The organism is Cohnella sp. (assembly GCF_041640265.1).
Classification (GTDB): domain Bacteria; phylum Bacillota; class Bacilli; order Paenibacillales; family Paenibacillaceae; genus Cohnella.
On the sequence record NZ_JBEQAP010000031.1, the window covers coordinates 17,517 to 29,515 of the forward strand.

The 11,999-nt window shown below is 48.2% G+C and carries 11 protein-coding genes; 1 reads left to right on the forward strand and 10 read right to left on the reverse strand.

Features of this window, described 5'->3' with window-relative positions:
• The first annotated feature begins 89 nt into the window (after positions 1–89).
• Positions 90–752 (forward strand): Crp/Fnr family transcriptional regulator, encoded by a 663-nt coding sequence (locus tag ACESLK_RS19625; protein WP_373231396.1) that lies wholly within the window; start codon positions 90–92, stop codon positions 750–752.
• Positions 753–782: 30 nt separating this feature from the next.
• On the opposite strand, the gene hemB is transcribed toward ACESLK_RS19625, so the two are convergent.
• The 10 genes from hemB to lon form a co-directional block, all read right to left on the reverse strand.
• Positions 783–1,772 carry a porphobilinogen synthase gene (hemB, locus tag ACESLK_RS19630; RefSeq protein WP_373231436.1) on the reverse strand — a complete coding sequence of 330 codons (990 nt, stop codon included), beginning with the start codon at positions 1,770–1,772 and terminating at the stop codon, positions 783–785.
• A gap of 3 nt (positions 1,773–1,775) precedes the next feature.
• Positions 1,776–3,329, reverse strand: coding sequence for a uroporphyrinogen-III C-methyltransferase (gene cobA, locus ACESLK_RS19635; RefSeq protein WP_373231397.1), 1,554 nt, complete (start codon positions 3,327–3,329; stop codon positions 1,776–1,778).
• Between the two features lie 4 nt (positions 3,330–3,333).
• Complete coding sequence (gene hemC / locus ACESLK_RS19640; protein WP_373231398.1) at positions 3,334–4,272, reverse strand: hydroxymethylbilane synthase; 939 nt, start codon at positions 4,270–4,272, stop codon at positions 3,334–3,336.
• 4 nt (positions 4,273–4,276) lie between these two features.
• The gene (locus ACESLK_RS19645) at positions 4,277–4,933 is read right to left on the reverse strand and encodes a precorrin-2 dehydrogenase/sirohydrochlorin ferrochelatase family protein (protein WP_373231399.1); all 657 of its coding nucleotides are present in this window, start codon (positions 4,931–4,933) and stop codon (positions 4,277–4,279) included.
• A 52-nt stretch (positions 4,934–4,985) separates the two neighbouring features.
• A complete protein-coding gene (ccsA, locus tag ACESLK_RS19650) occupies positions 4,986–5,807 on the reverse strand; it encodes a cytochrome c biogenesis protein CcsA (RefSeq protein WP_373231400.1) in 822 nt (273 codons plus the stop codon).
• A gap of 27 nt (positions 5,808–5,834) precedes the next feature.
• A complete protein-coding gene (gene hemA / locus ACESLK_RS19655) occupies positions 5,835–7,244 on the reverse strand; it encodes a glutamyl-tRNA reductase (RefSeq protein WP_373231437.1) in 1,410 nt (469 codons plus the stop codon).
• 216 nt (positions 7,245–7,460) lie between these two features.
• Positions 7,461–7,862 carry an adenosylmethionine decarboxylase gene (gene speD / locus ACESLK_RS19660; RefSeq protein WP_373231401.1) on the reverse strand — a complete coding sequence of 134 codons (402 nt, stop codon included), beginning with the start codon at positions 7,860–7,862 and terminating at the stop codon, positions 7,461–7,463.
• Positions 7,863–8,146: 284 nt separating this feature from the next.
• Positions 8,147–8,737 (reverse strand): non-ribosomal peptide synthetase module, encoded by a 591-nt coding sequence (locus ACESLK_RS19665; RefSeq protein WP_373231402.1) that lies wholly within the window; start codon positions 8,735–8,737, stop codon positions 8,147–8,149.
• A gap of 153 nt (positions 8,738–8,890) precedes the next feature.
• On the reverse strand, positions 8,891–9,535 hold the full coding sequence (yihA, locus tag ACESLK_RS19670) for a ribosome biogenesis GTP-binding protein YihA/YsxC (protein WP_373231403.1): 645 nt from the start codon (positions 9,533–9,535) through the stop codon (positions 8,891–8,893).
• An 18-nt stretch (positions 9,536–9,553) separates the two neighbouring features.
• Positions 9,554–11,998: an endopeptidase La gene (gene lon / locus ACESLK_RS19675; RefSeq protein WP_373231404.1), complete on the reverse strand. Its 2,445-nt coding sequence runs from the start codon at positions 11,996–11,998 to the stop codon at positions 9,554–9,556.
• Between the last annotated feature and the right edge of the window lies 1 nt (position 11,999).

The following is an 11,999-nucleotide window of genomic DNA, read 5'->3' on the forward strand; positions in this document are numbered from 1 at the left end:
TCTGAATTGGAAAAGGCTGTGGTAAACTTAAAGAAAACAAGCACTTTTCATCTTACATACTTTATCCCATTGGAATAGGAGAGTAGATCATGATTGAATGGCTGAAAAAAGTTTCGCTTTTCGATAACCTCGACGATGATCAATTGACTCATATTCTAACAATTGCCCATCGGCGATCGATTTCTCCTGGCTCGATTCTTTTTCACGAGAAAGATATGGGAACGACCTTCTATGTGGTATTATCAGGCTCCATTAAGCTCTTCACCAAAAGCAATACTGGAGAAGAGAAAGTACTATCCCTCGTAAATAGCGGTGAGAGCTTCGGTGAATTATCGCTGCTCGATGGCCGTCCACGTTCAGCCACAGCTCAAACGCTAGAAATGACAAACGTGTTAGAGCTCTCCTCAGATCAATTCATGGATTTATTGCAAACCCATTTCGATATCACTCGGGGCATATTGGCCGAGCTTTGCCGGCGTTTACGTCAAACGAACGACCACGTGAACGATCTTACTTTCTTGGATGGACGTACCCGAGTTCTCAAGAACCTGATTACCCTCGCTAACAAAAACGGCAAACGGGATGGAAACCTAATCTCCATTCACATGTCCCTAAATTACGACGAGCTAGCTCAGATGGCCGGCGTAACCAAAGCAGTACTCACCGAAGTCATTCGGGAATTGGAAACTCGAGGCGTCCTTCAATTCGGTATTAATGAGTATAAACTGAATCTGTTAAAGCTTCGCGGGTAGCTGAAGGCTGCCCCTCATCGATTAAACCTATTACTCCTCTTGCAGCCAACGCGCCGCGTCTTTGGCGTGGTAAGTAATAATCAAATCCGCACCTGCTCGTTTCATGCCGATTAATGTCTCCAGCACGATAGCCCGCTCGTCGATCCAACCTTGCATAGCCGCAGCTTTAACCATAGAATACTCCGCGCTAACGTTATAAATAACGATTGGCACCTCATACCTATCCCTTAGCATTCTAACGATATCCAGATATGCAAGTCCCGGTTTCACCATTAGAAAATCTGCGCCTTCCTCAACGTCGGATTGCGCCTCCCTCAGCGCTTCACGAGCGTTGGCAGGGTCCATTTGATAGGTTTTCCTATCGCCGAATTGGGGCGAGGAATGTGCAGCCTCGCGGAATGGCCCGTAATAAGCCGAAGAATATTTGACGGCATAGGACATGATTGGCGTGTTTGTAAATCCTGCTTCATCTAGACCTTGGCGAATGGCGGTAACAAACCCGTCCATCATATTGGAGGGAGCAATAATATCTGCCCCCGCGCTAGCCTGTGAAACCGCAGCTTTGGCAAGAAGCTCCAGAGAATCGTCATTCCCGATTTCGGCTCCGCATTCCGTTGTATGGACAACTCCGCAATGGCCATGGTCCGTAAACTGACACAAGCAGGTGTCCGCAATGACGACAATTCCTGGATGTAATGCTTTTATTTTACGAATCGCCCTTTGTACAATGCCATTCTCTTCGATAGCGGATGTTCCTGCAGCGTCCTTATGATCTGGCACTCCGAATACGAGGACGGCATGAATACCTAAAGCTTCGATCTCGTCTAGTTCCTGCTCCAAGGTATCAAGCGACCAATGGAACACACCTGGCATAGAAGGAATTTCTTTCTTTACGCCTTCACCTTCCGTTACGAAGATTGGCGCAATGAAGTCACTGATTCCAATAGTTGTTTCTCTGACCAAGCTTCGCAAGCCTGCCGAGCTTCGCAAGCGACGATGTCTAACATGGGGAAAAGTCATCAATCAATTTTCTCCTTTCAAAGCGCTGCGTTTATCCACCAATGCTTTTACTAATCCATCAATTGTATAATTCTCGGGAACAATCGTTACTTTCAGGCCATTCTCTTCAGCCGTGCGGGCCGTCACCGGACCTATACAGGCTATCTCGATTTTTTGCAGTGCTTCAGCGGGATTCTGCACGCCTAACTGACGTAACGCTTCAAGCAGATTAATAACCGTTGAGGAGCTTGTAAAGGTAATAACATGGATTTCTCCATTCTCAAGCATCTCGGGAAGCCACAGATCTTTTGGTGCAGATAGCTTCGTCTCGTAGACATCGATCTCAACAGCTTCGACTCCACGTTGTTTAAGCTCCTGAGGCAATGTTTCTCTTGCCAAATCCCCCCGCGGAAGCAGCGCCTTCTGACCTGGCTTTATCATGCTGTCTATACTTTGCAGCAAGCCCTCCGCTCGAAAGCTCTCGGGTAATAGATCCGCACGTATGCCGCGCTTAGCGAGTACTTCTGCCGTCTTAGGTCCCACTGCGGCGAATTTAGCACGGGCAAACGATCGAATATCCAACCCGAGATGATCAAGCCAATGATAGAAAAACTCCACTCCATTGACACTAGTCAAAATGACCCAATCATAGGATTCCGCTTGCAGTAAAGCCTGTTTAATCGTTTCCTGCTTTGCCAGAGATTGAGGCAACCGTGTTTCAATGACAGGGAACTCATACGTTTCTCCGCCTAAATCATCGATTTTTGACACAAGTTCACTCGCTTGCGAACGGGCTCTTGTTACGAGTATTCTTTGACCGAATAATGGCTTCTTCTCCACCCACGCCAACGTCTGACGTTGGTGAACGACTTCTCCGACGATAATGACGGCAGGGGGCTGTATATTCGCTACTTTTACCTTCTCATCGATATCGGCTAACGTGCCAACGAGGGTTCTTTGCTCTGCCCGGGTTCCCCACTGCACAAGCGCAACAGGGGTTTCCGGAGATCGTCCGTGCTTCATTAGTTGCTCGCTTATATAACCGATTTTGGCGACTCCCATGAGAAATACTAGAGTGCCCGTCGCATTCGTAACCTTATCCCAATAGATGGAGAGGTCTAACTTGTCCGGACTTTCATGACCTGTTATAACAGAAAAGGATGAGGCCAAATCTCGATGAGTCACAGGTATTCCAGCATAAGCGGGAACGGATATGGCAGAAGTAATGCCTGGAATAATCTCATAAATAATATCGTTTTTCTGGAGTAAGTCCGCTTCTTCCCCTACTCGTCCAAAAACAGTCGGATCGCCGCCCTTCAAGCGAGCAACGGTTTTTCCCTGAAGAGCCAAATCGACCAGCAGTTGATTAATCTCCTCTTGCTTCATAGTGTGGCGGTCGGGCAGCTTTCCGACATAAATACGCTCCGCGTCGGGCCTTGCATGGTTTAGGAGCTGCGGACCTGCCAGTCGGTCGAACACCACAACATCTGAACGTTGCAGCGCTTCAAGTCCACGAACGGTAATCAGCTTCGGATCCCCCGGTCCTGCACCAATCAAATAAACTTTTCCTTTGGACATCCGGTTATTCCCTCACTTCCGACAATATGGTATCCGCTCCGCGGCGAAGCAGCGCTTGCGCCGCTTCTAAGCCTACCTCACGAGGATCAGAGCCGGTAACTGTTTCTTTTAACATTCGTTCTCCATCCGGTGATGCTACCATTCCTGTCATCATGATAAGAGCGTCTGCAGCATCGGATTGAACTTGCGCATAGGCTCCAATTGGGACTTGGCAGCCACCATTTAACAAGCCAAGCAAACGTCTCTCAGCTGCCACTGTCCGCTCGGTAACAGGATCGTTTAGCAGGCTCAATAGCTCAAGCACGCCTTCATCATCCTTTCGGCATTCAATCGCAAGGGCACCCTGACCGACGGCGGGCAAACAAATCTCTGGAGGAAGGTATGCTGTAATCCGATCCTTCCACCCCATCCTGTGCAACCCCGCTGCCGCAAGCAAAATGGCGTCAAAGCCTTCTTCCTTAAGCTTACGCAGTCGGGTATCTATATTGCCTCGTATGGACTCGATGCGAAGATCCGGGCGGTAAGCTTGCAGCTGGGCGCCCCGCCTTAAGCTGCTTGTTCCTACTTTGGCTCCTTTGGGCAGATCATCTAGGCTAAGGTTATCCTTGCTTATCAGACAATCCCGGGGATCCTCTCTTTTGGGTACCGCCCCAATCATTAGACCTTCCGGAAGCTCAAAAGGCATATCCTTCATGCTATGTATAGCCAAGTCGATTTCTTGATCCATGAGCGCTTGTTCAATCTCTTTAACGAAAAGTCCTTTACCCCCTACCTTAGACAACGTGACATCCAAGATACGATCTCCACGAGTGATAATGGGCTTTACTTCGAACGTGCAGGAAAAACCTGCACCGGCACACAGTTCTTGGAGCAGCTGTATCGTTTGATTCGTTTGTGTCAGTGCTAACGTACTTTGTCTTGATCCGACAATGATGTTGCGCATTTTGTCACTTTCCCTTCCGGTCATTTACACGTTGGCGTAATCGGGCTAGAAGCTTTTCTTTGTCTTGAAGCCATGCCGCGGATCGCCATTCCTCTAACGCCTCAGCTGTAACTGCAGCTTGAAGAAGATCGCGTCGTTCAGCCAAATCCAATACCTCATCTTTTACAACTGCGCGGATTGTTCTTATGGTTTCTATATGCTCTTGGTACTCCGGACCATATTGTTCCGAGAGCTCTCGAATAATTCTGGCTGCCATAGCAGGGCCTGCACCGGATGCGCTTGCCGTTAATACTAATCCCCCCCGTCTAACAACTGCGGGAGTGAGGAAGTCTCCTTGTTCACCAGCATCTGCTATGTTAACGGGAATCCCGCTTTTTCGAGCTAATTCCGCTATCCAATTATTTATCTCCAGACGATCCGTTGCCGCGAATACGAGCACGGCACCCTCAAGATCCTCTTGCACCGCTTCACGCTGGGTGAATTGCAAGCGTCCTGCCTCTGCCCATGATTGCAACGTTGGGGTAGCCTGAGGGCTGACAATATAAACATCCGCTTTGGCTTGCAGGAGCCCATCGATTTTCCGCTCAGCCACGGCACCCCCGCCGAAGACAACGCATTTTCGCCCTTCTACCTTCAGCATAACAGGATACCACTCAGTCATCGGATTGGCTCCTCTCGAGAATAGGTCGGGTTGTTAACCTGTCTTGCAGCTGCTATATCCAGCGATGAAACGAGGACACTGAACTCGCAAAGAAGCCCACAACCAATAAAGCATAACCCAGTAAATTCCACATAGCCAGCTTTGCCCCATCATCTCGGGAAACGATTCTTCGAATAATATAAAACACGTATAAAATCCCTGCGGCAAAAGATAATACGACTCTCTCATCTAATAGCTGAGCTGGGCTATCCTTAATCAGCAAAGCGACTGTACCCGTAGACAAAGACAACAGCAAGAGCGGAATCCCTATTAGTCCTGCACGATAAGCAAATCGATCCAACCATTCCAAACTAGGCATTCTGCTCATTACATGTGTCCATTTCTTAGCCTTCAGCCCTCTATGCAAAATGAGATACATCACCCCAAGAAGCGCTGTAATTGTAAGCACCGCGAAGGCTAATGTAATTAGACTGACATGGACAATCAACAGCCGTCTTGCAACCTCCCAAGGCTCGAGCTCAAGATTCTGCTTTTTTAGTCCAATTAAATTCAGTGCCAGCACCGCGAATCCAACGACGTTAACGAGAAGCACCAGCAGCTCAGCCCGGAGCAGGCGATTCAGTATGAAGGACGCCGAGACAAGCAACCATGACACGAAGAACAAATAATCTCTCAAGGTTAAGGCCGCAGATGAGAAGCGCTCCAGCAAGAGGAACAGCAGAAAAATGGTTTGTACAACCCAAACAAAAACAAGCAGCCCTGTTCCTACCTTTCTCGCGCTCCGGTTGCCGGAAGCGGCATCGGACACGAAAAATAAGAGGCTCAGGGCATAAATATAAAGTACTGCGTCAGTTAACCAATCTTGCGTTATCATGGGGGCAACGCCTCCCGCATTCCTTGCTTATCTCAGTGCGCTTACCAGCTGGGACAGCAAATTCTGAGCATCTAATACAGAGTTTGAGGCAGTATCCGTTTCTTTGGTCGAAGCCGCATGTTCCTTACGAGAGATCTTCTCGGCTTTTTCTTCCGCCTTTAGATGTGCCACTTCGTTCTCCAAAGCGAACAGCTGAACGAATAGCTTCAACGCTTCGTCGCTTCGCTTCTCGGCAGCCAGCTCTTTAATGCGCAATATCGGATCATGAATAACTTGATTAACTATGCTTTTGGTTAGCTTGCGTATAACCTTGACCTGCCGTTCATCCAGCTCCGGCAGCTTTCTGAGAAGATTGTCTAACGTCGTTTCTTGAATGGCTGCTGCTTTTTCTTGGAGCGCACGGATCACAGGGCTGACACCTAAGGTCGAATACCATAGCTGATAGATCTCCTGTTCTTCGGCAATCATGTCCTCGATAATGGCGGCTTCCTTGCGACGCTTAGCCATATTCGTTTCTACAATCCCTTCCAAATCGTCAATATCATACAAAAAGACGTTTGGAATATCTCCGCAAGAGGGTTCAATATCACGCGGCACGGCAATATCAATAAGGAACAATGGCTTTTTCTTACGGCCAGCCATTGCAGCTTCAATGTGCTTACGCGTTAAAATGAATTTATCAGCGCCTGTGCTGCTGATTACGATATCGGTATCCTTCAAACGGTCGATCGCTTCGTCCATAGCCATTGCAGAGCCCTTAAACTTCTCGGCTAACTCCTGTGCCTTTTCCAACGTGCGGTTAACCACGAATACTTCTTTTGCGCCATTGCTATGAAGATGCTGTGCGGTTAGCTCACTCATCTTGCCTGCACCGACGATCATAACCTTCTTGTCGTCAAAACGTCCGAATATCCTTTTGCCCAGCTCTACGGCCGCATAACTGACAGAAACCGCACTCTCTCCGATCGACGTTTCCGTATGCGCGCGTTTAGCCATGGTAATAGCTTGCTTGAACAAGCGATTAAACAAGGTTCCTGTCGCTTTCTGCTCTTGCGCTAGGAAGAAAGCATCCCGCACCTGTCCTAATATTTGGGTTTCGCCGATAATCATAGAATCCAATCCGCTGGTAACGCGGAACAGGTGCTCAATGGCCTGATCATCTTCATACATATAGAGATGAGAGTTGAACTCCTTACGTGAAATCTTGAACCATTGCTCCATGAAAGCGCGAATGTAGTGTCCGCACAATTGCGCGCGGTCCACGACCGCATATAATTCCGTTCGGTTGCAGGTTGCCACAATAACTCCCTCGAGAATACCCGTTGTTTGCTTCAAGGCTTCTAAGGCAAGCGGCATCTCCTGTTCCGACAACGCAAAGCGTTCCCGCACTTCAACGGGGGCCGTACGATAGTTCAGTCCAACGACAATAAGATGCACGAGCATTCACCTGCCTTTCTGTTTGGGAGTATAGGACTAACCTGATTGCTAACGATTATTATAGCATATTATGAAAGCCTCGTTATTCGCAAATATGAAAACTTTATGAAAACATTCACTCTATTCTAATCTATTGTCGGCGTCTTGGGACTTGAATATTCCTACAAAGTTGAAAAAAGCTATGAGGCGTCTGCCTCATAGCTTTCAATTCCATCGTTATTTAACGAGTTCGACCTGCTTCATCACCGGCTCTTCGACTTGCATTTCACCGATGCCACGGATCAATTTCTTCGCATAAGTTTTTTCCGGTTTAAGGACATTGACCAGATAGTCAATTGCCGCTTGCGGATCCACGGTATCACCACAAGTATAACAATCAATTGCGGCAAAACCTTTCTCAGGATACGTGTGAATGGAGATGTGACTCTCCGACAGCAATACCAATACCGTTGCGCCTTGTGGTTCGAATTGTTTCGCTTGAACCGAGAGAACTGTTGCGCCGCATGCCTCGGCTGCTTCAACCATGTGCGATTGGAGAAGTTCTGCACTATTCAATAATTCAATGTTTCCTCCCCATGTATCAACCGCAACGTGCCGTCCGAAAGTTGAGTATTCCATCTTTCGGTTCCCCCTTCCTAGGAATAAAATGTGTAACTGATTTCATCCGCTAGGACCTACGTCATTCACTTGGAGGGAATTTGCTCTCACCGCATTCCTTGAGTGAATCCTGGTTCCTATTGTGTTGTCAACGAATCTAAAAATAACATCTATCAGCATGAAATGCAATACTTTTTTTTATTGATCCAATTCTGCGCTTACCCTGCGTCCAACCAACCCATTCCGAAATAAAGAGCATAAAGAAAAGAGCCGTTAGACGGCTCTTCGGTATCTCATTTCACTTATTAAGCCTCGAGCGTGAACAATAAGCGACTGTGGTATTTCAAACTTAAATCTATCTCAGCGATTTGCTCCGGATCCTTAAGCTGGTTGCGAATATCAAGCAACTCGTTCACAGAACCGCGTAAACGGTTAATCTCTTCTTCAACCGAACAAAGATTGAATTGGCTTTCCATTCTGCCCAGTGTATCCTTGTGTTCAAATACCGTTCTTGTTTGAGTTCCGTTATTCTCTACTATGAGGACGACAGCCCCCCGAATGTAGTGGTACACCATCGTATAAGAAGGATAAATCCGATTTACAATTGCATCGCCCTTGAAGAAAGATACCAGCTTACGTAAAGTATTCGTTAGTTTAGGTTGAACGACGCGACAAGTGAGTGTGCAACGGTATTCTTCGTTTATGCGCTCAAAGGTCAGGCGAATAGATTCTCCGCCAGCGTCTTCTTCCAATACGACCTCCTGATTGCCGTTATCCAGAACAAAAACTTGCAGCTTAAGCTGCTGGATCTCGCAAAGGGTGATCAAACGCGGCATTTCGGCTTCCGTCAGTGTCAGACTGGCATTGACATACTCCGTGGCTACCCTATGAGCCATAAAATCTCCTCAATTCCATTTGTCTTGCAAATTGTAATTCTTAATATCTAAACTTATTATACGATACTTCAAACAACGTTTCCTCTCGCCCGAACGTGATTTTTCCGGAAAAAACACGCAAAAAACGATTCCTGCCTCGATCCTGCATAACTTTTAACCGTTATCCTCTGTTTCCTGCATGATGTTAGCAGGTTCTGTGGGAGTATTAAGCGGTATTTCTGCCACTTGCTCAATTAAGCTCCATAATTCATCTCTTCCTTGTCCAGTCTCGGAGGAAAACAAATTAAGCGGAACATGACCAGGCATACCCAAGGTTTGACGAATCACCTTGGAGTGTTTGATCCACTGCGAACGAGAAACTTTATCTGCTTTAGTTGCAACGACACACATTGGAATGTCGTAGTGAGATAACCAAGCGTACATCTTCACGTCTTCAGCAGATGGTGCGTGACGCAAATCAACGAGCTGAAGCACGAGCTTTAACGGCTCGCGCTCCTGCAAGTATAGTTCGATCATTTTGCCCCATGACAGCCTCTGTGTTTTAGCAACCCGGGCATACCCATAACCGGGAAAATCCACAAAATATAAATCCTCATTGATCTTGTAGTAGTTTAGAGTCTGGGTTTTCCCAGGCTGACCGCTTGTACGAGCCAAATTGCGGCGAAGAAGCATCTTGTTGATCAGCGAGGATTTCCCCACATTGGAACGGCCGCACAGGGCCACCTCCGGTAAACCATCCTCCGGGTACTGGCTCGGTCCAACCGCGCTTATTACAAATTCACTTTGCTTGATTTTCATAATACAAGACGTCTCCCATCAATGTGTGCCAAGCGGCGGAGTTTCTTCCGATTCATCGGATGCGGAAGGTCGGATCGCCGGGTTCTCGGCCTGCAGTTCATTCTCTTCCGATCCTGAAGATGCCTTGGGTTGCGCAAGAGGTTCGGACAATGCATGCTGCAGTACTTCATCCATATGCGCTACGGGTACAAAGGTCATATCCGCGCGTACGCTTTCGGGTATGTCTCGTAAATCTCTTTCGTTGTCTTGAGGTATCAACACCTTGGTAATGCCCGCCCGATGTGCGGCAAGTGACTTCTCCTTAAGTCCTCCGATCGGGAGAACGCGGCCTCTTAACGTAATTTCTCCGGTCATCGCAACCTCGCGAGATACCTTCCGGTTCGTTAACGCGGATATTAAAGCAGTTGCCATTGTAATGCCTGCCGATGGTCCATCCTTGGGGATTGCACCTTCGGGAATATGCACATGAATATCAAGCTTCTCATGGAAAAGAGGATCGATCCCCAACTCTTTCACGCGGCTTCGAGTATAGCTGTAGGCGGCCTGAGCCGACTCTTTCATGACATCCCCCAGTTGACCGGTTAATGTCAGTTTTCCGCTGCCTGGCATGAGTGTGACTTCAATGACAAGAGTATCCCCGCCAACCTCTGTCCATGCCAATCCCGTAACCGCGCCGATCTGATCCTCAAGCTCCGCCATTCCATGCCGGAACCTGAAAGGTCCAAGCAAATCCTTCAGCTTCGCTGTATCTACAACAAACGGAGAAGCTTCACTATCCGCAACAATCGCCTTAGCCGCTTTCCGGCAGATCGAAGCTAATTGCTGCTCCATGTTACGTACGCCCGACTCCCGTGTGTAATGACGGATCATGGCTAGAAGCGCATCGCTATCGAGAACCAGCTGATTCTCTTCTAAGCCGTGGTCGCGCTTCTGCTTTGGCAATAAGTGTCTTTCGGCGATCTGCAGCTTCTCAAGCTCGGTATAGCCTGGTATTTGAAGAAGCTCCATCCGGTCCAGCAGAGGACGCGGTATGTTGTGCAACACATTAGCAGTCGTGACGAACATCACATTAGAAAGATCGAACGGCATTTCGACATAATGATCGCTAAAGGTAGCGTTCTGCTCCGGGTCAAGCACCTCAAGCAATGCCGAGGAAGGATCGCCCCTGAAATCCATAGCCATTTTATCAATTTCATCCAAGAGGAACACCGGGTTTGCAGAACCAGCGTTGCGCATGCCTTGAAGAATACGCCCAGGCATTGCCCCTACGTAGGTGCGGCGGTGACCGCGGATTTCCGCTTCGTCTCGCACCCCGCCTAATGAGATACGGACAAATTCACGGCCCAACGATTTGGCTATGGATCTAGCCAAGGAGGTTTTCCCGACCCCTGGAGGTCCTACTAAACAGAGAATCGGCCCCTTAAGCTTCTTGACAAGCTTCTGAACGGCCAAGTATTCCAATACACGTTCTTTAGGTTTCTCTAAGCCGTAGTGCTCATCATCCAAAATTTTCTCGGCTTTAATGATGTCCAGATCATCTTCCGTTTGCTTGCTCCATGGCAAAGCGAGCAGCCATTCCACATAAGTACGAATAACGGCCCCTTCGGCCGATGTAGCAGGCATTTTCTCTAAACGGTCGATTTCCTTTTCGACTTTGGCTGTGATTTTCTCGGGAAGCTCGGCTTCCGCCAGCTGGGCTCTCAGCTCTTCCACTTCTCCCGCACGGCCTTCTTTATCCCCGAGCTCCTTCTGAATGGCTTTCATCTGCTCTCGAAGGTAATATTCCTTCTGCGTCTTCTCCATTTGCTTCTTCACTCGCTGGCTGATCTTACGCTCCAGCTCGAGCACTTCCCGCTCATTGTTAAGAAAGTCGAGGAGCTTCTCCAGACGCGGGCGAACTTCGACGGTTTCTAAAATTTCTTGCTTATCTTTGATTTTCAGTGACAGGTGACTCGTAATGACGTCCGCCAGACGGCCAGGATGATCAATGTCCGATACCGCAGCCAGCGTCTCCGGCGTCACCTTCTTGGAAAGGTTGATGTAATGCTCGAATTGACTGAGCACGGCACGCATAAGCGCATCCAACTCGGAGTCGTTTGTCTGTCCTTCGTGAAGCTCTTTGGCCAGTACCTCGTAGTAATTCTCATTCGGCAAATACTGCTCGATCTCAGCCCTGCTCACGCCCTCCACCAGTACACGAATCGTACCGTTGGGCAGCTTCAACATTTGACGAACCTTGGCAATCGTACCTACTTGATAAATATCCTCTTGAGTAGGCTCTTCAATGTTGATTTCCGATTGGGAGCAGAGAAGTATCATATGATCGTCGATCATCGCTTGCTCCAACGCCTTGATGGACTTCTCGCGACCTACATCCAGATGAAGCACCATACTTGGATAAACGAGCAGCCCTCTAAGGGGCAGCAAGGGAATTGAACGGCTTTTCTGTTTGCTCGAACCCATG

Excerpts from the sequence above, each read along its gene's own strand:
- ACESLK_RS19625 (WP_373231396.1), top strand. The coding sequence starts at position 90 with ATGATTGAATGGCTGAAAAAAGTTTCGCTTTTCGATAACCTCGACGAT.
- hemB (WP_373231436.1), bottom strand. The coding sequence starts at position 1,772 with ATGACTTTTCCCCATGTTAGACATCGTCGCTTGCGAAGCTCGGCAGGC.
- cobA (WP_373231397.1), bottom strand. The coding sequence starts at position 3,329 with ATGTCCAAAGGAAAAGTTTATTTGATTGGTGCAGGACCGGGGGATCCG.
- hemC (WP_373231398.1), bottom strand. The coding sequence starts at position 4,272 with ATGCGCAACATCATTGTCGGATCAAGACAAAGTACGTTAGCACTGACA.
- ACESLK_RS19645 (WP_373231399.1), bottom strand. The coding sequence starts at position 4,933 with ATGACTGAGTGGTATCCTGTTATGCTGAAGGTAGAAGGGCGAAAATGC.
- ccsA (WP_373231400.1), bottom strand. The coding sequence starts at position 5,807 with ATGATAACGCAAGATTGGTTAACTGACGCAGTACTTTATATTTATGCC.
- speD (WP_373231401.1), bottom strand. The coding sequence starts at position 7,862 with ATGGAATACTCAACTTTCGGACGGCACGTTGCGGTTGATACATGGGGA.
- ACESLK_RS19665 (WP_373231402.1), bottom strand. The coding sequence starts at position 8,737 with ATGGCTCATAGGGTAGCCACGGAGTATGTCAATGCCAGTCTGACACTG.
- yihA (WP_373231403.1), bottom strand. The coding sequence starts at position 9,535 with ATGAAAATCAAGCAAAGTGAATTTGTAATAAGCGCGGTTGGACCGAGC.
- lon (WP_373231404.1), bottom strand. The coding sequence starts at position 11,998 with ATGGGTTCGAGCAAACAGAAAAGCCGTTCAATTCCCTTGCTGCCCCTT.